The sequence below is a fragment of the Pseudoflavonifractor sp. 524-17 genome (assembly GCF_009935845.1).
In the GTDB taxonomy this organism is placed as follows: Bacteria; Bacillota; Clostridia; order Oscillospirales; family Oscillospiraceae; genus Pseudoflavonifractor_A.
The window spans coordinates 138,517-161,493 of the sequence record NZ_QWEK01000004.1 but is presented as its reverse complement, the minus strand read 5'-3'; the positions used below and the strand labels follow the sequence as shown (position 1 = coordinate 161,493).

At 61.9% G+C, this 22,977-nt stretch carries 17 protein-coding genes and 1 other annotated feature; of the genes, 10 read left to right on the top strand and 7 right to left on the bottom strand.

The genetic code is table 11. The annotated features are described in order from the left end of the window. The coding region (locus D1159_RS01175; protein WP_207709187.1) for a DUF1998 domain-containing protein at positions 1-423 on the top strand (423 nt) is incomplete at its 5' end. A 116-nt stretch (positions 424-539) separates the two neighbouring features. Here D1159_RS01175 and ygfK read toward each other — a convergent pair. Further along, a complete protein-coding gene (gene ygfK, locus D1159_RS01170; protein ID WP_161843860.1) occupies positions 540-3,536 on the bottom strand; it encodes a putative selenate reductase subunit YgfK in 2,997 nt (998 codons plus the stop codon). A gap of 49 nt (positions 3,537-3,585) precedes the next feature. After that, entirely contained in the window at positions 3,586-4,917 is a 1,332-nt protein-coding gene (gene ssnA, locus D1159_RS01165; protein WP_161843859.1) for a putative aminohydrolase SsnA, read from the bottom strand. 328 nt (positions 4,918-5,245) lie between these two features. Between ssnA and D1159_RS01160 the strand changes: the two genes are divergently transcribed. Both D1159_RS01160 and D1159_RS01155 read left to right on the top strand, forming a co-directional pair. Then, positions 5,246-5,884, top strand: a complete 639-nt coding sequence (locus D1159_RS01160) for a helix-turn-helix transcriptional regulator (RefSeq protein WP_161843858.1) — start codon at positions 5,246-5,248, stop codon at positions 5,882-5,884. 8 nt (positions 5,885-5,892) lie between these two features. Next, complete coding sequence (locus D1159_RS01155; protein ID WP_161843857.1) at positions 5,893-6,522, top strand: HAD family hydrolase; 630 nt, start codon at positions 5,893-5,895, stop codon at positions 6,520-6,522. A 53-nt stretch (positions 6,523-6,575) separates the two neighbouring features. On the opposite strand, the gene D1159_RS01150 is transcribed toward D1159_RS01155, so the two are convergent. Beyond that, positions 6,576-7,367, bottom strand: a complete 792-nt coding sequence (locus tag D1159_RS01150; protein WP_161843856.1) for a MerR family transcriptional regulator — start codon at positions 7,365-7,367, stop codon at positions 6,576-6,578. 227 nt (positions 7,368-7,594) lie between these two features. Here D1159_RS01150 and D1159_RS01145 point away from each other — a divergent pair, with 227 nt between their 5' ends. From D1159_RS01145 to D1159_RS01120, 6 genes are all read left to right on the top strand, one after another. Continuing rightward, positions 7,595-9,196 (top strand): peptide chain release factor 3, encoded by a 1,602-nt coding sequence (locus D1159_RS01145; RefSeq protein WP_202620884.1) that lies wholly within the window; start codon positions 7,595-7,597, stop codon positions 9,194-9,196. 275 nt (positions 9,197-9,471) lie between these two features. Then, complete coding sequence (hydA, locus tag D1159_RS01140; protein WP_161843855.1) at positions 9,472-10,854, top strand: dihydropyrimidinase; 1,383 nt, start codon at positions 9,472-9,474, stop codon at positions 10,852-10,854. A gap of 3 nt (positions 10,855-10,857) precedes the next feature. Then, positions 10,858-11,433, top strand: a complete 576-nt coding sequence (locus tag D1159_RS01135) for a nucleotidyltransferase family protein (RefSeq protein WP_243152039.1) — start codon at positions 10,858-10,860, stop codon at positions 11,431-11,433. 206 nt (positions 11,434-11,639) lie between these two features. Then, positions 11,640-12,026, top strand: coding sequence for a lipocalin family protein (locus D1159_RS01130; protein ID WP_161843854.1), 387 nt, complete (start codon positions 11,640-11,642; stop codon positions 12,024-12,026). Positions 12,027-12,128: 102 nt separating this feature from the next. Continuing rightward, complete coding sequence (locus D1159_RS01125) at positions 12,129-12,491, top strand: hypothetical protein (RefSeq protein ID WP_161843853.1); 363 nt, start codon at positions 12,129-12,131, stop codon at positions 12,489-12,491. A gap of 31 nt (positions 12,492-12,522) precedes the next feature. Continuing rightward, the gene (locus tag D1159_RS01120) at positions 12,523-14,295 is read left to right on the top strand and encodes an S-layer homology domain-containing protein (protein ID WP_161843852.1); all 1,773 of its coding nucleotides are present in this window, start codon (positions 12,523-12,525) and stop codon (positions 14,293-14,295) included. A 339-nt stretch (positions 14,296-14,634) separates the two neighbouring features. Here the strand turns inward: D1159_RS01120 and ileS are convergent, their stop codons facing one another. The 3 genes from ileS to D1159_RS01105 form a co-directional block, all read right to left on the bottom strand. After that, positions 14,635-17,421 carry an isoleucine--tRNA ligase gene (gene ileS, locus D1159_RS01115; protein ID WP_161843851.1) on the bottom strand — a complete coding sequence of 929 codons (2,787 nt, stop codon included), beginning with the start codon at positions 17,419-17,421 and terminating at the stop codon, positions 14,635-14,637. A gap of 385 nt (positions 17,422-17,806) precedes the next feature. Then, positions 17,807-18,049: a binding site (T-box leader), on the bottom strand. A 410-nt stretch (positions 18,050-18,459) separates the two neighbouring features. Then, on the bottom strand, positions 18,460-18,702 hold the full coding sequence (locus D1159_RS01110; protein ID WP_161843850.1) for a hypothetical protein: 243 nt from the start codon (positions 18,700-18,702) through the stop codon (positions 18,460-18,462). 356 nt (positions 18,703-19,058) lie between these two features. Next, complete coding sequence (locus tag D1159_RS01105; protein WP_161843849.1) at positions 19,059-20,840, bottom strand: DEAD/DEAH box helicase; 1,782 nt, start codon at positions 20,838-20,840, stop codon at positions 19,059-19,061. 526 nt (positions 20,841-21,366) lie between these two features. Here D1159_RS01105 and D1159_RS01100 point away from each other — a divergent pair. Beyond that, the gene (locus D1159_RS01100; RefSeq protein WP_161843848.1) at positions 21,367-21,804 is read left to right on the top strand and encodes a VOC family protein; all 438 of its coding nucleotides are present in this window, start codon (positions 21,367-21,369) and stop codon (positions 21,802-21,804) included. A gap of 80 nt (positions 21,805-21,884) precedes the next feature. On the opposite strand, the gene D1159_RS01095 is transcribed toward D1159_RS01100, so the two are convergent. Continuing rightward, positions 21,885-22,715, bottom strand: a complete 831-nt coding sequence (locus D1159_RS01095; RefSeq protein ID WP_161843847.1) for an IclR family transcriptional regulator — start codon at positions 22,713-22,715, stop codon at positions 21,885-21,887. Positions 22,716-22,977: the final 262 nt, after the last annotated feature.

Here is a 22,977-nt window from a genome sequence, read left to right as displayed (position 1 = left end):
ATCGAGAGTATGGCTATGGCCCCAGAGGGCAGTTGGTTCATGATCGAATCAAGGGACGCAAGTATATGCGTACAAGCCTGGCTTAACCGCGCCGGCCAATCCCTTGCGGAGGCGCTTCTGGCCAAGACCCGGCAGCTGCTGGCTGGCTGCACCTGCGACAGCGCCTGCCACAAATGCCTGAAGCACTATCGGAATCAGTACATTCACAGTGCCCTCGACCGGAAATCTGCCCTTGACCTGCTGGATTGGGGCGAGACGGGGAGCAGGGCGCCCGCCCTGTCCGGCGAACAGCAAAAAAGCCTTCTGCGGCCGCTGGAGCGGCTCCTTCCGTTCTCCGGCTGGATCTGTCGGGCAGCCCGGTTTGGGCCCAAGGCCGGTGCGCTGGGCAAAACCAAGGGCGGAGGATACTGTCTTTGTGAGTGATATTCAGATCAAATACGTGAAACCATACGCACTGAAAACAATTTTGGACAGCCTGAGAGCCGCGTCCTTATGAAGGACGCGGCTCTTTGTCTGAACAGGCTATGGCGGGTTCTGGGTTAGCCCAGCAGGTAAGGGTAATCGGCGTAGACGGCGCAAATCAGCCGGCGCAGGTCCTCATACAGGCCGCAGGCGGCGTTGTCCACATGGTAGTCTTTCACCTGCCCGCCCAGACGGACCCGGGTGAGATCTCCTTCCAGGGGGAGGAAGCCGTCGTTTTCGCTGTGGTCAAAGTCCTCCTGGCTCCAGAAGAGGGTAAACTTGTCCTTGTAAGGCCGGCTGGAGTAGGGGCAGAAGGTGGCGCAGTTGCCGCACTCGTTGCACATGCCGTCCATGTGGACAATCTGGCGCATCCGCTTGCCGGGGACCCGGACGGCCACGTTGGCCCGGTTGGGGCAGACCTCGGTACAGGTCTCGCAGACGGTGGCGCAGCCCAGGCAGCGGCTGTCCTCACAGCCGGCGCAGTCGCCGCACAGCTCTCCCCGCTTGGCCAGGGGCTTGCCGTAGTCGGGGTTGACGTTCTTATCCGCGAACAGGTCCGCATCCCAGGGGAGGATGGCCTGGGCGGCTTTCGCGGCGCCGGCAATGGCCTCTACCACGGTGCCGGGGCCCTTCTGGCCGTCGCCGATGACAAACAGGTTCTTCACGCTGCTCTCCAGGGTATCCGGGTTGACCACCGCCCTGCCCCGGTTATCCACATTGAGGCCGTTGTCGGTGTACAATTTTGTATCCACCCGCTCGCCCACGGCGGTGATGACGGTACTGGCGGGGATCTCCACCACCGTTCCGGTGTCCACCGGGGCGCGGCGTCCGCTGGCGTCGGGGGCGCCCAGCGCCATCTCGCGGCAGGTGAGCACGCCGTCCTTGTGGCCCACCGGGGCCAGAAGCGCCCGGAATTCTACCCCGTCCGCCAGGGCCAGCTCCAGCTCCTCCTGGTCGGCGGGCATATAGCGCTTGGTGCGGCGGTAGACCAGGCTGACGTTCTTGACGCCGGGGATGCGCTTGGCGGCCCGGGCGGCGTCCATGGCGGTGTTGCCGCCGCCGATAATGACCACGTTTTCCCCCAGATTCAGGCTGCCGGGGTTCTTCTTGGCCTGTTCCAGGAATTCAATGACGTTCATGGCCTCGCCGCAGGACAGGCCGGCGTCCCCCTTCTGCCAGGCGCCGGTGGCGAAGATTACATGGGTGAAGCCTTGGGCAAAGAGGTCCTTGGCGCTGGTGACTTCGGTGTTCAGCACGAACTTGGCCCCCATGGCCTGGGCCAGCTTGACGTCGTTGTCGATGGCCTCGTCCGAGATGCGGAAGGCGGGGATCACGTGGCGGACGATGCCGCCCAGAGAGGCCTTGCGCTCAAAGACGGTGACGTCCCCGCCGGCGCGGCCCAGGAAATAGGCGGCGGAGAGGCCGGCGGGACCGCCGCCCACTACAGCCGCTCTGACCCCGGCCGCCGTTGCGCCGGGCTTCAGCTTGGGCAGCAGGGCGTCAAACCCGCCCTGGGCGGCCTTCAGCTTCTGGCTGCGGATGTGTACGCTCTCCTCGTAGGCGTTGCGCATACACTTGTCCTGGCAGCGGTGGGAGCAGATGGTGCCGGTGATGAAGGGGAGGGCGTTGCGGTGGGTAATCACCGCCAGGGCCTCCTCATACTTGCCCGCGGCGTTGAGCATGAGATAGGCGGGGATATCCTGCCCGATGGGGCAGCCGCCCCGGCAGGGGGCGGTAAAGCAGTCGATAAGGGGGACCTGCTGGTCCAGCTTGCGGCTGGGCAGGGGCTTCATGGGCTTCTGATAGTGGCGGTCGGTGAACAGCTCCGCCAGCAGGGCGTCCACCTTGGCGGTGTCCACCCCCTGGAACGCGCCGTCCGCGCCGTGGTCAAACTGTCCGTCAATCTGCTTGAGCCGGTTATAGCCGCCGGACTTGAGCAGCGTGGTGGCCATAGTCACCGGCCAGATGCCGCAGTCCACCAGCCGGGCGATGTTGTGGTAGTCCGCGCCGCCGGAGTAGGAGATGCGCAGCTTCCCGTCAAATGCGTGGGACAGCTTCCCGGCCAGCGAGAGGGTGAGGGGGTACAGCGCCCGGCCGGACATATACATCTCCTCGCTGGGCAGCTCCCCCGCGGCCACGTCCACCGGGAAGGTATTGGTCAGCTTTACGCCGAATTCCAGCCCCTTCTGAGCGCTCAGCTCCATCAGGCGGCGGAGCATGGGCAGGGCGTCCTCCATCTGGAGGTCTTCCCGGAAGTGGTGGTCGTCAAACTGGATATAGTCAAAGCCCAGCCGGTCCAGGGTCTTTCGGGCGAAGTCATAGCCCAGCAAAGTGGGATTGCACTTGATGAAGGTGTGGAAGCCCTTGTCCGCGATGAGATAGGTGGCGATGCGCTCAATCTCGTCGGGGGGGCAGCCGTGGAGGGTGGAGATGGTCACAGAGTCGCTGATCCGGGGAGAGATGGCCTTGACAAAGGCCTCGTCCACGTTTTGGAAGCGATCCAGGTGGGCCAGGGTCCAGTCCACGCAGTCCTTCCACGCCTGGGTGTGGGCGGCGTGGCGCATGTCGTTGAGATAGGTGTCAATCTTGGGGGACTGGATGCCGGCCAGGTCGTATCCTACGCTCATGTTGAAGACAAAGCCGTCGGGATCCCCCAGGCCGTACTCCTTGGCGATGAGCTTGCAGGCGAACCAGGCTTTCACATACTCGGCAAAGGCCTGGGGCACGTAGAGCTCGGTGGACCACTCGCAGTTATAGCACTCATCCCCGGCGGTAATGCAGGGCTTGGCCACGCACTTGGACAGCTCCTCCCCGTCCATAACCTGCACGGTCTTTACCTCAAAGAACCGGCTGCCCCCGGCATAGGCGGCGATGAGGTTCTGAGCCAGCTGAGTGTGGGGGCCGGCGGCGGGGCCGAAGGGGGACTCAATTTTCTCCTTGAAAATGGGCTGGGCGCCGCCGCCGGCGTGCCTGGCCAGCTTGGAGACGCCGAAAATGGAGCCCTGGCTGTGGTACTCGGTTAAAATCCAGTTTATCAGATGTCCAAAGGGCATGGGGCGCATGATATCGCTCATAAGTCGTTCCTCCATCCGCGGTTTTGTTGGTTGTCTTCCGTCGTTGGTATCAGGGGTTGAGAATGCCCCACAGTTCCCTGGCCTGGGCCATGATATCCGCGTTGAGCTGTTCCTCGTCGATCCGGGTCAGCCTGCGGTTTTCCATAACGACCTGGCCGTTGATGACGGTAGTGGTGCAGTGGCGGCCGGTCATGCCGAAGATCATGTGGCCGTCCACGTTGGTGTGGTCGAAGGGGGTAAAGGGCTGGTAGTCCATGACAATCACGTCGGCGGCTGCCCCGGCGGCCAGAATCCCCAAGGGCTTCTTGAAATACCTGGCCCCGATTTTGGCGTTGTTCTGGAAGAGCATGGAGGTGGCCTCCCCCCAGGCCACGTTGGGATGGCCCGCGTTGTGCCGCTGGATGCCCAGCAGGACCTTCAGGCTCTCCAGCATGTCGTGGGTGTAGGCGTCGGTGCCCAGGCCCACCAGAATGCCCCGCTTGAAGAACTCCAGCACCGGCGCGCAGCCCACCGCGTTGCCCATATTGGACTGGGAGTTGTTGACAATGGCGGAGCCGGTCTGGGCCACGATGTCCATCTCGGCGGGGCTGAGGTGGATGCAGTGGCCCAAAATGGTCTTTTCCCCCAGCATACCGCTGTACAGCAGGCGGTTCACCGCCCGGGTGCCGTACTTCTGCATGGAGTCGTACACGTCGTTGAGCCCCTCGGACACGTGGATGTGGTAGCCCGTCATGCCGCTGTTGGCAGCGGCCATGCGCTCCAGGGTTTTGTCCGACAGGGTGAACAGGGCGTGGCCGCCGAACATGGCCTGGAGCATATCGCTGTCCTGCTCCCGGCAGTATTTTGCGAAGTCCGCGTTCTCCTGAATGGCCTGGAGGCATTTCTCCTCCCCGTCCCGGTCGGAGACCTCGTAGCACAGGTTGGCCCGGATGCCCATCTCACCGGTGACCTTGGCGATCTCAAAGAGGGAGCCGGGGATTTCCCCAAAGCTGGCGTGGTGGTCAAAGATGGTGGTCACGCCGCAGCGGATGCACTCCAGCACCGTGGCCTGGGCACAGGCCCGGGTGAAGGGCAGGGAGAGGTGCCGGTCGATGTTCCACCATAACCCCTCTAAAACCTCTAAAAAGTTGTTTGGGTTGTTGCCCCGGATGCTCAGCCCCCGGGCCAGCCCGCTGTAGATATGGGTGTGGGCGTTGATGAGGCCGGGCATAATCACGCCGCCCTTGGCGTCCACAAATTGGGCGTTTGGGTACTTGGCCGCCAGAGCGGCCCGGTCCCCCACCTCCTGAATCACCGGGCCGTCAGCCACGACCGCGCCGTCCTCCAGATAGGGCAGAGCGGGATCCCGGGTGATAAGCTTACCATTTCCTATCAGCAGCATGGATATTCCTCCTTACCTCGGCGGGGCAAACAAAAAAGACACTCATCCCAATGAGCGTCTTCCAGTCCTGCGGCCGGGCGCGGCCGAAAAGTCAGACGTTCATCCAGCCCGTGCGCGAGAGCACTTCGTTGCAGCCACAACCGATATCCGATTTTGTGGGATTTGTACAGGCAAATCCCCTTTCGCACCTCCAGTCTAACACACCTCCCCGAAAAAATCAACCCTTTTTTAGCTGACCAGAATTTTTTTTAGCTCGTACGTTGTTTCTTGTTTTTTCCCTGTCCCGTGATATAATAACCCTATGTTTGAACAGAGAGGAGGGGCCGCCGTGCCTGACGCGTCCACATTGCAGTTTCTCTTCCGGCTGGCCAAGGGGATTGCCCAGCAATTCGGTCCAAACTGCGAGGTGGTGGTCCACGACCTGGTGTCCAACGATGTGGAGCGCTCCATTGTCGCCATAGAAAACGGCCATGTCAGCGGCCGGAAGGTGGGGGATGGTCCCTCCCATGTGGTGCTGGAGGCGCTGAACAGCGACCGCACCAAGCTCAAGGACCACCTGAGCTACCTCACCCGCACCAAGGACGGGAAGATTCTCAAGTCCAGCACCCTGTATATCCGGGACGACGGGGGAGAGGCCATCGGCATTTTCTCCATCAATTACGACATCACCCTGATGCTGGCCATGGAGACCACCCTGAAGCAGTTCACCTCCACCGCCCAGGACAGCCGGGAGCCGGAGCCCATCGCCCACAACGTCAGCGACCTGCTGGAGGAGCTCATTGAGCAGAGCGTCAAGGTGGTGGGCAAGCCGGTGGCCCTGATGAATAAAGAGGACAAGGTGAAGGCAATCCAGTTTCTCAACAATACCGGCGCCTTCCTCATCACCAAGAGCGGGGACAAGGTGTGCAAATTCTTCGGCATCTCCAAGTACACCCTGTACAGCTACATCGACGAGGCAAAGGAGTAACCGGCGGCATGACAGACGGGATTTTATTTGACCTGGACGGCACCCTGTGGGACGCGGTGGACAACATCTGCGCCGCCTGGAACCTGGGGCTGGAGGAGCGGGGCCACCCCGGCCATTTGAAGGCGGAGGAGGTGCGCTCGTGCATGGGAATGCTGCTGCCTGCCATCGCGGACCGGCTGATGCCGGAGCTGGCGCCGGAGGAGCGGCAGCGGACCATGGCGGTGTGCGCGCAGAAGCAGGCGGACTATCTGGCCGTCCACGGCGGAGCGCTGTACCCCCATCTGGAGGAGACGCTGAAGGCGCTCTCCCGGCGCTGGCCCCTGTTTATCGTCAGCAACTGCCAGGGGGGCTATATCGAGGGTTTTTTGGCGGTTACCGGTCTGGGGAAGTATTTTAGAGATTTCGAGTGTCCTGGGCGCACCGGCCTGGACAAGGCGGGGAATATTGCCCTGGTGGCAAAGCGAAACGGGCTGAGGCATCCGGTCTACGTGGGGGACACCCAGGGGGACCGGGACGCCGCGGACACAGCCGGCGTGCCCTTTGTCCACGCGGCCTACGGCTTTGGCCGGGTGGAGGGCGTCCCCGCCATCCGCGGCCTGGAGGAGCTGGAGGGCCTGCTCAGGGCCCAAGATGACTGACCGGTTTTCCGGCATATCAAAAGGGAGCGGCAGCGCCGCTCCCTTTTTTGTGTTTACGCCTTGGTTACGGGGAAAAGCACCATGGTCTCCAGCTCGTCAGGGGAGGACACCAGGGCGGGGTCGTTGAGATACCGGTCCATGGCCGGGCCGCAGATGCGGTACTCCGGGTGCTCCGCCAGCCAGGCGCACAGGGCGTCATAGGCGTCGCTGAGGCGGGCGTAAGACCCCCTGTGGAGCACCGAGATACAGGAGAAGGGGGGCTTCTCCATGACCCCGGGGCCGTCCTGGGCCACCACCATCTGGGCCTCCACGTCGGAGCTGTCGTGGCGGAACTCCGGATCGTGGTAGAGCATCTGAATGGGTCCCGCCTGCCGCAGGCCCTGCTTCGCCGCCTGCTCCCGCAGCTCGTGAAAGAGGATGTGGAACTGATCCGTCCCCGTCTGCCGGCGGACGGAGAAGACCTTCTGGGCCGGATCCTCGGCCAAAATAACGGGATAGGTTTCTGCGCTCATTTCGATTCCCTCCATACGGAGGATGTCCCCCTCCATCCGGCGAAGGAGCGCCCGCTGGGCCTCCAGCTGCTGACAGAGCTCCATCCGCCGCAGGCGCAGCCGGTGGACCAGCTGGGGGTCCGGCAAGGGGAGCAGCTGCCGGATCTGGGACAGGGAAAACCCGTATTCCTTCAGCCGCCGGATCTGTCCCAGCACCGCCAGCTGCTCCTGCCGGTAGTAGCGGTAGCCGTTGGCCCCCACCTGCTCCGGACAGAGCAGACCCAGGGCGTCATAGTGCCGCAGCACCCGGGTGGACACCCGGGCCAGCCGGGAAAATTCGCCGATTGTGAGCATGACATCCCTCCTGTGTAAGTTGCGGAACCGGTTCCTGAAGATAGGGTACACCTTGACACAGGGAGAAAGTCAAGAGGGTTTTGCGCTTTTTTTCCCCGCGGACATTCCCGCGGTTTACAAGCGGCCGAAAATTGATTATAATGAGTTGACCATTTTAAAGCAAAGGAGAATTCCAATGTGACGGAAGAGAGACAGTGAATAAAACCAACATCATGGAGGGATTTTCCTTGTCAAATTACGAGACTGAAATCAGCCGCCGGCGGACCTTCGCTATCATCTCCCACCCGGACGCCGGCAAGACCACATTGACAGAGAAGTTTTTGCTCTACGGCGGGGCGATTGCCCAGGCCGGGCAGGTGAAGGGGAAGAAGAACACCCGGGCGGCCACCTCGGACTGGATGGAGATTGAGAAGCAGCGGGGCATTTCTGTGACCTCGTCGGTGATGCAGTTCCAGTACGAGGGCTTCTGCATCAACATTCTGGACACCCCCGGCCACCAGGACTTTTCAGAGGATACCTACCGCACCCTCATGGCGGCGGACAGCGCGGTGATGGTCATCGACGCCGCCAAGGGCGTGGAGGCCCAGACCCGTAAGCTCTTCAAGGTGTGCGCCATGCGGGACATCCCCATTTTCACCTTCATCAACAAGATGGACCGGGAGGCCCGGGACTCCTTCGAGCTGCTGGAGGAGCTGGAGAAAGAGCTTGGCATCGAGACCTACCCGGTCAACTGGCCCATCGGCTGCGGCAAGGACTTTCAGGGGGTGTACGACCGGGAGAGCGGGAAGATCATCCACTTCACCAGCAACGGCGGGGCCAAAGCGGCCACCGCTACGGAAGTGGAGCTGGGGGACCCCAACCTGGACGGGCTCATCGGCGGGACCCTCCACCAGAAGCTGGCGGAGGAGGTGGAGCTGCTGGACGGGGCGGCGGCGGCGTTCGACCTGGACCGGGTACGCCACGGCAGGCTCTCCCCGGTGTTCTTCGGCTCCGCCCTGACCAACTTTGGGGTAGAGCCCTTTCTGGAGCACTTCCTGCGCATGACCACCGCCCCCCTGCCCCGGCAGGCGGGGGAGGAGCGCGTTGACTGCCTGGAGGAGAGCTTCTCCGCCTTCGTCTTCAAAATCCAGGCCAACATGAACAAGGCCCACCGGGACCGAATCGCCTTCCTGCGCATTGTGTCCGGCCGGTTTGACGCGGATAAGGAGGTCTACCACGTCCAGGGGGGGAAGAAGATCCGCCTCTCCCGGCCCCAGCAGCTCATGGCCGCCGAGCGGGAGATCATCGAGGAGGCCTACGCCGGGGACATCATCGGCGTCTTTGACCCGGGGATCTTTTCCATCGGGGACACGCTGTGCGCCCCGGGGAAGAAGTTTCAGTTTGACCCCATCCCCACCTTCGCCCCGGAGCACTTCCGCCGGGTGCGCAGCGTGGACACCATGAAGCGCAAGCAGTTTTTGAAGGGCATGGAGCAGATCGCCCAGGAGGGCGCCATCCAGATCTTCAAAACCCCCTATACCGGCATGGAGGAAGTGATTGTGGGGGTGGTGGGCACCCTCCAGTTCGACGTGCTGGAGTACCGGCTGAAAAATGAGTACAACGTAGACCTCTATATGGAGGGCCTGCCCTATGAGTACCTGCGGTGGATTGTGCGGGAGGAGGACGCGGAGCCCATCAAGGAGGAGGACCTCATCCTGGGGACCGACACCAAGCTGGTGGAGGATTACAAGGGCCGCCAGCTGCTCCTCTTCGGCTCTCAGTGGGCCATCAACTGGACGGCTGAGCGGAATAAACAGCTCACGCTGGAGGAGTTCGGCGGAGGGATGTAAAATAGGATGCCGCGGTGGCCCTGCGGGGGACCCCCCGCAGGGCCACCAGGGGATAGCCTGAAGTCTTCCAGTCTTCTGAACTGTTGCGTTTACGTTTTCCATATGATACAATAACAGTGTAGGAATGGCTGTAACGAAGCTCTCAGGAGGCGGGCCGCACCCCTATTTGGGTGTGGTGCGCTTTTTTTGTTAAGAACCTGTGTTGATAACCGGGGAACACCGTTCTGCGGCGGTGAATACAGGTTCTGAGTTCATGTTTCAAAGGAGGTCTGTTTATGTCCATCCTCATTCAAAACGGTACGCTGGTGCTTCCCGACGGCCCGGTGCAGGCCGATCTGCGCGTGGACGGCGGGAAAATTGCCCAGATCGGCCCCGCTCTGCCTGTGGACGGCAGTGAAGTGATTCCCGCCGGCGGCAAGCTGGTGTTTCCCGGCTTTATTGACACCCATACCCACTTTGAGATGAACAAGGGCCAGGTCAACGAGACTGCGGACAACTGGGAGACTGGCACCCGGGCGGCGCTGGCAGGGGGCACCACCTGCGTGCTGGACTTTGCCGAGCCGGATCACGGCTGCTCTCTGCAATCCGCCCTGGACGAGTGGCGCCGCCGGGCGGACGGCCGCGCCTGCTGCCACTACAGCTTTCATATGACCATTGTGGACTGGGACCGGCGGATTGCGGACGAGCTGTCCGCCATGACCCGGCAGGGGATCACCTCTTACAAGGTCTATCTGGCCTATCACGGGATGCGCATCTCCGACGGCGTGGCCTATGAGATCATCAAGGCCGTGGCCCAAGAGGGAGGCATCGTGGGCTGCCACTGCGAAAACGGGGACCTGATCGACGCCTCCATCGCCGAGCTGAAGGCGGCGGGGAAGCTGGACCCCTCCTCCCACCCCCTGGCCCACAGCGCCGTCATCGAGGCGGAGGCGGTGAACCGCTGGCTGGCCCTGGCGGAGCAGGCGGGCTATCCGGTAAACGTGGTTCACCTGTCCACCCAGCGGGGGCTGGACGCCGCCCTGCTGGCCCGCTCCCACGGACAGGCCCTCTACCTGGAGTCCTGCCCCCAGTACTTCACCCTTACCGACGAGAAATATCAGCTCCCCGGGTTTGAGAGCGCCAAGTTCGTCTTCTCGCCGCCCCTGCGCAGGCAGGAGGATGTGGATGCCCTGTGGGAGGCCCTCAGCGACGACGAGATCGACACCATCGGCACCGACCACTGCTCCTTCTGCTACGGCACCGCCAAGCAGCTGGGGCGGGACGACTTCTCCGCCATTCCCCCAGGCATCCCCGGCGTCGAGCACCGCCCCTGCCTGATGTACACCTATGGCGTAAATGCGGGGCGCATCAACGTGCTCCAGATGATGAAGGCCCTGTCAGAGCGGCCCGCCCGGCTCTTCGGCATGTTCCCCCAGAAGGGGACCCTGGCTGTGGGGAGCGACGCGGATATTGTCGTCTTCGACCCGGAGGCCGCCTGGACCATCACCGCGGCGGAGCAGTATCAGAATGTGGACTACACCCCCTATGAGGGGATGGAGGTTCGGGGCCGGGCCGACGTGGTCCTGCTGGGGGGCGAGGTGGCCGTAAAGGGCGGCAGGGTAGTCCGGGAGGGGCTGGGCCGGTTTGTGCCCCGGGGCCCCGCCCAGTTCTGGAGATAAGTTATGGCCCTGTCTGTGGGCTGTGTTCTGCTGGCCTCCGGCTTCGGGCGCCGGTTTGGGGGCAATAAGCTGCTGGCCCCGGCCCAGGGCGTCCCTCTGGTCCAGCGGGCCATGGAGCTCTACCAGGGCCTCCCCTTCGCCCGCCGGGTGCTGGTCAGCCAGTATCCCGATATCCTGGCCATGGCGGTGGACCATGGGTTTTCCCCCATCGCCAACCAGGAGGCGGCCCAGGGTATCTCCGCCTCCGTCCGCCTGGGCGCCGGGGCGATGGCGGGGCTGGACGGCGCCCTCTTCGCCGTGTGTGATCAGCCTTGGCTCACCGCCGGCAGTGTGGAGCGGCTGCTGGCCGCCTTCCGCGCCCGGCCGGGAGCCATCTGCGCCCTGTCCTCCGGAGGACACCGGGGCAACCCCGCGCTGTTCCCAAAGGATCTCTTTCCCGCGCTGGCCGCCCTCCACGGGGACACCGGCGGCGGACAGGTTATCCGCCGCTGTCCGGAACGCCTGCTTTTGGTTGAGGCAGACCACCCCCAGGAGCTGGACGACATCGACCATCCGGAGGATTTGCGCGCAACGCTGTGAATACAGGTTCTTAGGGTGTGCGGTCTTTGAGGCCTCACACCCCTGTTTTTCCCTCTTTATCTCGGAAAAATGACAAAATCTCTCTTTTTTTCTTGTCTTTTTCCTGCGGCCGTGCTATACTGAAATTCGCGAAAAGCCGGTGGAAGCGTTCCTGTATTCTACCGGCTCTACAGCTATTTTTGAGAGTGAGAAAGGATGCAAAACACATGAAACACACCAAGCAGACCGCAATCTCCCTGCTCATGGCCCTGATCCTGATGCTGAGCCTAGCCGCCTGCGGCGGCGGCGACACATCTGCCGCCGGTACCTACAAGCTCACCAGCATGGACCTGGAGGGCATGTCCATGGACATCAAGCAGCTGGAGGAGCTGTCCGGCGTAGAGATGAACATTACCCTGGAACTGAAGAAGAACGGCGACTTTTCCCTGGATATGGCCGCCCTGGATGAAAGCGACTCCCTCAGCGGCACCTGGAAAGCTGACGGCAACAACCTGACGCTCACCTCTGACGGGGAAGACGTCACCGGCACCCTGGACGGGAAGACCCTGGTGCTCAAGCAGGGATCCGAGTCCCTCACCTTCGAGAAGAAATAAGCGCCAGCCTGTGGAACAAGGGGTTCGCCAGATCCAGGCTGAGACGGCCCGGTCAAGTTGGCCGGGCCGTCTGTATATAAAGACAGAGAGGGATGATGTGATTTGAGGTCTGTCAAGCGGCATATACTTCCTCTCCTAGCGGCCCTGGCGCTGATGCTGAGTCTCACTGCCTGCGGCGCGGCCGGCACCTATGAGCTGAAAAGCATGGGGATCAACGGCGTCACCATAGACGTAAAAGACATAAAGGATACCCTGGGGATAGACCCCGACGTCACCCTGAAGCTGAAGCAGGGCGGCGGCTTCTCCATGAAATCGGACGGCGAGAGCGGCCTGGAGGGTACCTGGAAGGCCAGCGGAAAGGACGTTGCCCTGGACTATTACAGCGTAAAGCTGTACGCTGCTTTGGACGGCAGAACCCTTACCTTGGAGTACGACTCCGGCAAACTGGTCTTCAGGAAAAAATAGCGGATCATAAAGAGATTGGAGTGTTGCGCATATGAAAAAACTGGTTTGTCTGTCTTTGTGCCTGACCATGGCGGCCTCTGCGGCGGGGGCGGCCCGGTTTAGCGATGTACCCAGCAGCCACTGGGCCTATAACGCGGTGGAGCGGATGGCCCAGGAGCAGATCATAAAGGGGGTGGGCAACGACCGGTTTGCCCCGGGGCAGACGCTGAACTACGCCTCCTTCAGCACCATGCTGGCCAGGACCTTCTATCCCACCGAGTCGTCAAACGCGTCCAAGACCATGAGCACGCCCTGGTGGATGCCCTACCTGTGGGTGCTGAACGACCAGGGCGTCACCAGCGGGACCAAGCTGGCGGATTCCACCGCCTGGCTCCGGGTGACGGAGGAGTCTATCTCCCGCAATGAAATGGCGGCTTTGATGTATAATCTGGCGGTGAAGCGGGGCTTTGCCCTGCCGGACGCCGCCGCAGTCCAGGCTGCAAAGAGCGGCATTTCCGACTTTCCCTCTATTCCCAGCCAGTACCAGACCGCCGTGGCCACCTGCTACGCAGCCAAGCTGCTTTCTGGCGGAGACGGGGGAAAGTTTAACGGCGGGAACTTCATGACCCGGGCGGAGGCCGCCGCGGTCATCACCCGGCTGATGGACCTGGACGGGGATGTCCGGCCTCAGAATTCCACCGTCACTCCCCTTCAGACCAACCTGGACTGGGGCGAGGCCAACCGCTTCGGCCGGCTGGACTACAGCGTCTCCCGGCCCAAGACCGGCTACGCCACGGGCTATTACACCATCGCCAACGGGGACGGCACGGTCTCCGGCCTGGTGGTGGACGACGGGAGCCACACCATCTCCGTGGAGCGGTTTGACGCCGGCGGAGCGGCGGTGTCCCGAAAGACCCTGCCCCAGGAGCTGCCTATGTTCGGCGCTTTCCTCGCCGGGAAGCAGTACAACTACATCGCCTACGGCCAGAAGAATGACACCATGCTGGACGGCCAGGAGGTGTGGCGCATCGTCCAGTATGACAAGGACTGGAACCGGCTGGGCGCCGTCTCTGCCAATGGCGGCCAGACCTATACCAAGGAGCCCTTCCGCTCCACGGTGGCCCGTATGGCGGAGAGCGGGGACGGCCAGGTGGCCCTGTACGCCTCCCGCACCCGGTATGACGGCCACCAGTCCAATATCACCTTTATCATGAATACCGCCCCCTTCCAGATGAAGACTGTGATGGGAGAAGAATTCCCCTCCAACCACGTCAGCCACTCCTTTGGCCAGTTCATCCAGTTTGACGGCAGTGAGATGGTCACTGTGGACCACGGGGACGCCTACCCCCGCTCCTTCGTCCTTCAGAAAGGGACGCAGGAAGAGGAGCTGTTCCCCTTCACCGGGGCGATTGGGGAAAACGTCACCAACGCCATCGGCAGCGGGTTTGAGCTGTCCGGCAGCGGCGCCCTCTTCCTGGCCTGCTCCGCCCCCCAGGACAACCCTGACCAGAACTGGCGGGTGCTGCTCCTCACCGCAGATAAAAACGGGAGCAAGACGGGACAGACCTGGCTCACCGACGGCAGCGCCAATGTAGACTGCGCCCGGCTGGTCAAGCTGGACGAGAACAGGTTTGTGGCCATGTGGGGGGTGGACGGTATGCTGCACTACCAGCTTCTGAACGGAAGCGGACAGCCTGCCGCCCCGGCCGCTTCCGTCCCCAATACCCCCATGCCGCCCACCCAGCCGGTGGTCCAGAACGGCACAATTCAGTGGATTCAGCTTGCCCCCTCCGGCAAGCCCTGCCTGTACACGCTGGCCCCCTGACCCGGCCGCGCCGGATACTTTTCCACAAATAGAACCCGTCATGTGGAAAAACAGCCGTCCCGCCCTGTAAAAACAGAGCGGGGCGGCTCAGAGCGTAGATAAAGCCTCGCAGAGTTCGCGCCCACAGGCGCGAAAAAAATAAAATCCGTTTTCCCCGGCGGCGTGTACGTCGGGGAAAACACCGATCGGCCTGCAAGTGTGAAAATTGTTCCGCCTGTAGCGGACGATTTTTGCGCGCAGTCAGGCCGCTGCTTTCCCGCCGGCAAAGGCTTCGCCTTTGCCGGCGGTTTAAGCCGCCCCGCTCTGTTTCTACAGAGCGGGGCGGGTTTTTCGGTATGGTTACTCCACCACGGCGGCGCAGCGGTCGCACAGCTCGGCATGGTGGCCGGGCGTACCGATGTGCTCGCTGTGATTCCAGCAGCGGGGGCACTTGGGGGCCTCAGACAGCTTGACGGCGATGACGGCGGGGATCAGGCAGTCCTGGGCCGCCTCGCCCTGGAGCTCCTGCGTCGTCACAGTGGCCTTGGACACGATACACAGAGCGGCCAGATCCACCCCCGCCAGGAAAGCGGCGTCCTCTGGGGACACTGACAAGGTGATCTCCGTATCCTGGGCCTTTTTGAATACGCCGGCCGCCCGGGCGTTCTCCAGAGCCTTGTTTACCCCGTCCCGCAGGGAAACCAGCCGCTCCCACCGGCCCTGCTCCTCAGGGGAGAGGCTCTGGACGGCGTCGGGCATTTCGTTAAAGAGGACGCTCCCGGCGTCGGCATCGCTGCCGTGCCGCATGGCCTTCCAGATCTCGTCGCTGGTGAAAGCCAGGATGGGGGCAATGAGCCGGGTCATGCCGTCCAGAATGGCGTACAGGGCGGTCTGGGCGGAGCGGCGGGCGGTTTCACTGCCGCAGTACAGCCGGTCCTTGATGATGTCCAGGTAGAAGTTGGACATATCCACTACGCAGAAGCTGTATACCGCCCGGTAGACGGCGTGGAACTCATACCGCTCGTAGGCGGCCCGGACAGTTCCGGCCAGCTGGCCGAAGGTGTGCAGGGCGTACCGGTCCAGCTCCTCCAGCTGCGCCACAGGCAGGCGGTCCCGGTCCGGGTCGAAGTCCCACAGGTTGCCCAGCATATACCGGGCGGTGTTGCGGATCTTCAGATAGGCCTGGGAGAGCTGCTTCAAAATATCCTTGGAGATGCGCATGTCCTGGGTGTAGTCAGCGGAGGCCACCCAAAGGCGGAGCATGTCCGCGCCGTAGTCCTTGATGACCTCCTCCGGCCCCACGGCATTGCCCAGGGACTTGTGCATGACCTTGCCCTCGCCGTCCACGGTCCAGCCGTGGGTGAGGATCTGCTTGTAGGGGGCGACGCCGTTGCAGGCGATAGAGGTGAGCATGGAGGACTGGAACCAGCCCCGGTACTGGTCGCCCCCCTCCAGATACACGTCGGCGGGGTATTTGAGGCACTCCCGCTCGTCCGCCACGGCGGCCCAGGTGGATCCGGAGTCAAACCACACATCCATAATGTCGCTTTCCTTGGAGAAGTGGGTCTTGCCGCACTTGGGGCAGGCAAATCCCTCCGGCACCAGCTCGCCGGCGGTCTTATCAAACCAGATGTTGGAGCCGTGCCGGCGGAACAGCTCCGCCGCATGGGCAATGGTTTCGGGGGTAATAATGGCCTCCCCACAGTCGTCGCAGTAGAACACCGGGATGGGCACGCCCCACACCCGCTGGCGGGAAATACACCAGTCGCTGCGCTCTGTGATCATGGAAACCATACGCTCCTTGCCCCAGGCGGGGTGCCAGGAGATGCCGTCGCAGGCCTTTACCGCCGCGTCCTTGATGGCGTCCACAGAGCAGAACCACTGCTCCGTGGCCCGGTAAATGATGGGGTGCTTGCAGCGCCAGCAGTGGGGATAGGAGTGGGTGATCTCCTCCCTGGCCAGCAGGAAGCCCTCCGCCTCCAGGTCGTGGACTACCATGTCGTTACCCTTGGCGTAAAACTGGCCGTGATAGCGCGCGTCGGTCATCACGCCCTTGGCGTTCACCGGCACGGGCACGCCGATATGGGTCAGCCCCGCGTCGTCGTACCGCTTGCATACGTCGAAGTCCTCCGCGCCGAAGCCGGGGGCGGTGTGGACGCAGCCGGTGCCCGCGTCCAAGGTGACGTGATCGCCGTTGAGAATAACGGAGTCCTGGTCCAGCAGGGGGTGCTTGGCCACCATCAGCTCAAAGTCGGAGCCCTTCAGGGTGGCCAGCACCTGACAGGCAGCGAAGTCAATGCCTGCCTGTTTGCATACCCCTTCGGCCAATTCCTTGGCCATGACGTATACCTCGCCGCCGGGGACCTGGAGGAGCACATAGTCAAAGTCCGCGTTGAGGGAGATGGCGGCGTTGCCGGGAATGGTCCAGGGGGTGGTGGTCCAGATGACGAAGAACAGCTTGCTGAGATCGCAGTACCGTCCCAGCCGGCCCTTGTCGTCCTTTACGGGGAATTTCACAAAAATGGTGGTACAGGGGTCGTCCTGGTACTCGATCTCCGCCTCCGCCAGAGCGGTCTGGTCGTGGGGGCACCAGTACACCGACTTCATTCCCTTGTAGATCAGGCCCTTCTCCGCCATCTTGCCAAAGACCTCGATCTGTTTGGCCTCGAACTCAGGCAGAAGGGTGATATAGGGGTTTTCCCACTCGCCGATCACGCCCAGGCGCTGGAACTGGCCGGTCATCCGGCCGATATACTGGGTGGCGAACTCCTGGCACTTGTCCCGGAACTGGGCAGTGGTCATCTCGCTGCGCTTGACGCTCTTGTCCTTGAGGACGGCAGTCTCGATAGGCAGGCCGTGGGTGTCCCAGCCGGGGACGTAAGGAGCGCAGTAGCCGGTCATATTCCGGTGCTTGACAATGATGTCCTTGAGGATCTTGTTCAGGGACGTGCCGATGTGGATGTCGCCGTTGGCGTAGGGCGGGCCGTCGTGGAGGACGAAGCGGGGCTTGCCCTCGTTCTTCTTCATCAGCTGGTGGTACAGATCCGCTTCCTCCATGGCCTTGAGCATCTCTGGCTCCCGCTTGGGAAGCCCCGCCCGCATGGGGAAGTCTGTCTGGGGCAGATGGACGGTCTCATTATAATCCATTGGTTTATTCCTCCTACTATGAAATATAGTTGTGTCTTCTTATTCCGGCGGACAGCCTCCGGCCGTCCCTGTCCCCGTTCCTCGCTGCGGCCCAGCAGGCAGTCCACGCTGCCATGATAAAACTCCGCCATGGCCACAAGAACGGACGCAGTTGGCTCCCGCTGCTTAGGCCTTGTTTGAAAAATGTCAAAACGCCCAAACAGCGGTTCTTTTTTCGCTGTACTGCGTTAAAAATGCTTGCAATACACAAAGTATTCCTGCGCATTTTTGCCTTGTTCAGCGAAAAAATTCCTCACCGTTGGTCATTTCGCCATTTATCAAACAAAGCCTAGGCGCACTTCACATATAGGGAATGATACGCCAAAAAACGCCTTTGTCTCCTATTACAAGAGACAAAGGCGTTCAAAACCTCTGCGGTACCACTCTTTTTGCCGCACAGTGCGGCCCCTCAGTCCGTGCAGAAACACGGGGGCGGTATAACGGCCGCCGGCCGTCCTGGCCTACTGCATTCTGGTTCAGCCGGACGCTCCGAGGGGATCTTCCCGCCGGGTTGCTGTCCGCCTTACACCAAAACGGCGGCTCTCTGTGCAGCAAGTGCGGCGCTACTCTTCCTCATCTGCGCGTATTGCGGTATGATGGGTTATTGTATCTGCTTTTTGATTTTCTGTCAAGAGGGAATTCCGATTTGCCCTCGCCGGGCGGGCCGCCCCTTCAGAGGGCCCTGCGCGGGGGGCGCACCGCGCCGCCACTACTGCCTCAGCGTCCTGACAGGCGTTCAGGACAGGTGATCCCTGCGTAAGTCTTCTGCCAGACCAGGTTTTATGTGCCGGGCCTCCCCAGCCGGCCCGGGGGAACGTCCTCTGTGGACAACCACCCGGGCGGACCAGGGAGGCCCAGCACTCCTGTTGTAACGTTTTCTGTAGAACCCCAGCTGGGACCGCGTTGTCTGCCAGACTGGCACATCGGCATGGCAGATATCCGGCGCGGTGCGCCGGGTGGGCCTATCGTATGGGGGTTCCCCAAGGGGGCCCCCCGTGCCTAATGCCAAAGCAAGTACCAAACCGCCAGCACCACCCCGCCGGGGATGAGCTCCGTCCAGACAAAAGGCTTCTTAGACAGCCCCCGGACCAGCAGATACACCCCGTAGAGGAAGGCCAAGGTGGGGAGAACCAGGTGGAAAAACAGGGCCAGGGGGATGTTGATAATGGCAAAGACGATGCCCAGAACAGCGCCCAGCAGCGCGAAGACCAAAGAGATGAGCCCCACAGACAGTGACAGCATAATACCTCGCTCCTTTTTGTTTTGTTGTACTCAGTATAGCATCTCAGGTTAAAACGGTCCTAAAGGGCACATTAAAAATAGATAAAAATCGGGGGCGGAACGCCAAATACAGTCCGGTTTATGGGACAGCTTCCCTGCTATACTGTGGACATAAACCACAAAGAGGGGAGCGTCTTCAATGAATTACGAGTTTCGATGGGTATGCGGACATGTGGAGGTCTACGACAACGCCGGGCGGTTCTGCTTTTCGGCGGACAGCGAGTGGGAGGCGCTGCAGGAGCTGGACGAGGCGGCCTGATGGTCTTGAGACAGAGCAAAGCGGGACGGAGAAGGATCCGTCCCGCTTGTTTGCGCGTCTATTCATCGCTGAGGTAATAGGGCTTCATAAGGCTGGCGGAGAGCTCGGTGGAGTCCTTCACGCTGCCAGTGCGCAGCTCCACCTCTCTGGGACCGCCGCCGGTGCGCCGGTTCTTTCTCTTGTGTTTACCGCCGCCCAGGACCTCCAGGGCGGTGGGCTCCCGGCCGCTTTTGGAGGGAGCGGACCGGCTGGGCTTGGAGGCGCTCTGGGGCTGCGCCTGGCTCTGAGCCCTGCGGCCGGCGGGCTTTTTCTGTTTGGAACGGGGAGGCTCCGCCTTGGGGGCTGGCTTTTGGAACATCCGGGGCCGGGGAGCCAGCAGGCGGGCGGTGGCGTCCAGAATAGTGTCTCCTGCCAGGGGGTCCCGGTGGCGCATGGAGTCCGCCGCGGGCCGGGCCGGCTGCGCGGGGGCGGTGGCGGTCAAAGCCTCCTCCAAAGTGGCGCTGGCCCGGTGGCCCCGGCCCCGCTTTTTGGCAGCGGAGGGGGGGACGGCGGGGGTCTCCTTCCGGCCCTGGGGGGCGGCCTGAGGCGGCGCGGGGGGCTGAACCTGGGCGGCCCGGCGCTGGCTCTTGCGCTCCCGGGCGGCAGCCCGGGCCTCGGCGTCCTCGGGATTGATCAGACGGCCCTTCTTATCACGGGGGGTGGGCTCCAGCACCTCCATGGGCCAGGGATGGTCCTCCACCACAGGGACGGGCCGGCCCAACAGCGTTTCAATCGCCCTCAGATCCCCCTTCTCGTTGATGTCGCAGAAGGAGACGGCGGTGCCCCCGCGGCCCGCCCGGCCGGTGCGGCCGATGCGGTGGACATAGGTCTCCGGTACATCCGGCAGGTTATAGTTGAAGACATGGGACAGCTCTTCAATATCCAGCCCCCGGGCGGCGATGTCCGTGGCCACCAGCACCTTGATCTTGCCCCGTTTGAAGTCGGACAGGGCCTGCTGCCGGGCGGTCTGGCTCTTGTTGCCGTGGATGGCGGCGGCGGTAATGCCCCCCTTTTGCAGATCGCCGGCCACCTTGTTGGCCCCGTGCTTGGTGCGGGTGAAGACCAGGGCATTCCTCACGTCTCCGGCCACCAGGAGGGAGGCCAGCAGCTTGGTCTTGTTGCCCCGGTCCACATAGTACAGCTTCTGGTCGATGACTTCCACCGGGGAGGACACCGGATCCACCGCCACCCGCGCTGGGTCGCGGAGGAGCTGGTCCACCAGGCCGGCAACCTCTGGAGGCATGGTGGCGGAGAAGAAGAGGGTCTGCTTTTGGCGGGGGAGCCACTTGAGGATCTTTTTCACATCATGGATAAAGCCCATGTCCAGCATCCGGTCCGCCTCGTCCAGCACCAGGATCTCCAGCCGGGAGAAGTCCAGCAGCTTCTGCTGGTACAGGTCCGCCAGACGGCCCGGGGTGGCCACCAGAATATCCACCCCCCGCCTGAGGCGGTCCACCTGGGGGGCCTGTCCCACGCCGCCGAAAATTACGGTGGAGCGCAGCGGCAGGTCCTTGCCGTAAGCCTCAAAGCTCTCCTGAATCTGAAGGGCCAGCTCCCGGGTGGGGGTGAGGATCAGCGCCCGGATGGGGCGGCCCTTCACCGGCGCGGCGTGGAGCCGCTGGAGAATAGGCGCCGCAAAGGCACAGGTCTTGCCGGTGCCGGTCTGGGCGCAGCCCAGTACGTCCCGCCCTGTGAGGGCCGGCGGGATGGCCTTTTCCTGGATGGGGGAGGGCTGTTCATAGCCCAGTGCGGCCAGCGCCCCCAGGATGGGCGGAATCAGGCCAAGTTCTTGGAATGTCATGTGTTTCGAGTCCTTTTTCAATAGATTGCACAGACGCTGCCCTGTCTGTACGACGATCCACGCCCGCCGGTGGGACCAGCGGGCGTGGGACGTATGGAACAACATCCAGTATATCATATTTTTTTCAAATTACAAGCGTCAAGGCAGAGTCTTTCGGGCCGTCCTTCGGGAGTCCCGCGGGGGGCGCCGGTGTGCCGCTCCAGTAAAAACGGACAATAGACAAAAGCCCCCTGATGCAGAAAAATAAGACTACATCAGGGGGTGTATATTATGGGAAGGAAATACCAACACACAGTGGAGCTGCTGCGTCAGAATACTTCCTATCCAGGGGCGTTTTTCGGCTGGAAAACGGTATTTTGCCTACACTTGCCTACATTTAGCCGGAAGCGGTCTTCCAGAAGGGCTTCTTCTGCCGTCCTCAATTTACTTGATTTCAAGCTGATTTTTAGGTAATATAGTAGATACTCCAATGTGTCAGAGACATAGCGGAGGGAACGGCCCTTCAAAAAATGGGAGGCAGGAAACGATGTTTTATTTTGACCACATGAGCATTACCGCGGCGGACCTGGAGCGGAGTATCCGTTTCTACACCGCGCTGGGCTTTTCCATTCTGCGGCGCTGGAGCTACATCCCCCGGGGGATGGACGCCTGTATGATGAAGAACCAGGAGGGCAAGTGCATTGAGCTGTTCCACTTCGCTCAGCCCATCCCCGCCCCGGACACAGTGGGCAGCCACTACGCCCGGGATGGGGAGGCCATTGAGGAGGACCTGCCCCAGATTGGCCTCAAGCACCTGGCCTTCCGGGTGAAAAACCTGGACGACGCCCTGGCACACCTGCGCGCCAGCGGTCTGTGTACCGATGTGGACGTGATGGACGGAGGCCTGGGCAACCGGTACTTCTTCCTGCGCGACCCGGACGGTGTGTTTGTGGAGTTTATGGAAAACCCCTGTATCTCCGATTAAGATCGGGAATCAGCGAATATTTTTATCGGTTTTAAGGCCGGGCGTCTGCATATGCAGACGCCCGGCCCTGCTGTTTTTCTCTATGCCTGGGGTAAGTTGATGTCGATGTGAATGCTCTGGTCCAGGTGGATCATCTGGGCAATCTCGCCGGGGTCAGCCCCCAGGGCCTCGGACACCTGGACGGCACAGCGCTTCATCTCCGCGATCATCTCCACCAGGCGTTCCTCGCTCACCCGGAACACAGGGATGTTCATGGCCATGCCACCTGCCACTGTCTTGGCGCCGTCCCAGATAGGTACGGCGATGCCCACGCCGCTGCTGTCGAACTCGCCCCCGCTGTAGCAGAACCCAGTCTCACGGATGTGGGTCAGGACCTCATACAAAGCCTCCTTGGAGGTAATCGTGGCCGGGGTGTGCTTGACGAAGACCATGCTGTCGATGAGGGCGGCCTGCTCCTCGGGCTTTTTGTTAGCCAAAATCACCTTGGGGGCTGCGCCATAGTAGAGCTCGTGGACCTGGGACAGGCGCATGGCCAGGCGGACCGGAACCTCTGCCTCGCAGTACTCCGAGATGAGGGCGGCGTTGCCGTACTGGGTCATAAGCATGGAGTTTTCATTAAATTTCCCAGACAGGTACTTCAGGTATGGGCGGATGACCTGCCGGAGGTTGACGTTTTTCAGGGCCCGCTGCCCCTTGGTGATGAGCATGGGGCCCAGGCTGAACAGCTTGCTGGCGGGATCCTGGGCCACGAAGCCGTAGTCGCAGTAGGTGGCCAGAATTTTACATACCGTGCTTTTGGACAGCCCGGTGTCCTTGCTGAGCTGTGTGACGGAGATGCTGCTGTCCTCCGGGATGGCATTGAGGACGTGCAGGGCGGACTCCAAAGATTTAACGCGAGAATTGGCCCCCATTCGTGTCCCTCCAGGTTCATAGTCTCTGTCTGCGGCAAATCCGCAGGAATCACCCGCAAAACAGGGCGGTTCCGCGGACATAACAAGCCCTATTATAGCAATAAGGCGGTAAAAATGCAATGCGGCAAAGCCATTATATGACAAGGCAAAATGAACAAAACTGACCAACGAATTTTGGAGTGATGGGAAAACTTTTGTGGATTAAGCCGAAAGCACTTGCGCAGTGGGCGGGAACGTGCTATGATAAATGCAGTTTAAGAAA

Excerpts from the sequence above, each read along its gene's own strand:
- ygfK (WP_161843860.1), bottom strand. The coding sequence starts at position 3,536 with ATGAGCGATATCATGCGCCCCATGCCCTTTGGACATCTGATAAACTGG.
- ssnA (WP_161843859.1), bottom strand. The coding sequence starts at position 4,917 with ATGCTGCTGATAGGAAATGGTAAGCTTATCACCCGGGATCCCGCTCTG.
- D1159_RS01155 (WP_161843857.1), top strand. The coding sequence starts at position 5,893 with ATGACAGACGGGATTTTATTTGACCTGGACGGCACCCTGTGGGACGCG.
- D1159_RS01150 (WP_161843856.1), bottom strand. The coding sequence starts at position 7,367 with ATGCTCACAATCGGCGAATTTTCCCGGCTGGCCCGGGTGTCCACCCGG.
- hydA (WP_161843855.1), top strand. The coding sequence starts at position 9,472 with ATGTCCATCCTCATTCAAAACGGTACGCTGGTGCTTCCCGACGGCCCG.
- D1159_RS01135 (WP_243152039.1), top strand. The coding sequence starts at position 10,858 with ATGGCCCTGTCTGTGGGCTGTGTTCTGCTGGCCTCCGGCTTCGGGCGC.
- D1159_RS01130 (WP_161843854.1), top strand. The coding sequence starts at position 11,640 with ATGAAACACACCAAGCAGACCGCAATCTCCCTGCTCATGGCCCTGATC.
- D1159_RS01120 (WP_161843852.1), top strand. The coding sequence starts at position 12,523 with ATGAAAAAACTGGTTTGTCTGTCTTTGTGCCTGACCATGGCGGCCTCT.
- ileS (WP_161843851.1), bottom strand. The coding sequence starts at position 17,421 with ATGGATTATAATGAGACCGTCCATCTGCCCCAGACAGACTTCCCCATG.
- D1159_RS01110 (WP_161843850.1), bottom strand. The coding sequence starts at position 18,702 with ATGCTGTCACTGTCTGTGGGGCTCATCTCTTTGGTCTTCGCGCTGCTG.
- D1159_RS01105 (WP_161843849.1), bottom strand. The coding sequence starts at position 20,840 with ATGACATTCCAAGAACTTGGCCTGATTCCGCCCATCCTGGGGGCGCTG.
- D1159_RS01100 (WP_161843848.1), top strand. The coding sequence starts at position 21,367 with ATGTTTTATTTTGACCACATGAGCATTACCGCGGCGGACCTGGAGCGG.
- D1159_RS01095 (WP_161843847.1), bottom strand. The coding sequence starts at position 22,715 with ATGGGGGCCAATTCTCGCGTTAAATCTTTGGAGTCCGCCCTGCACGTC.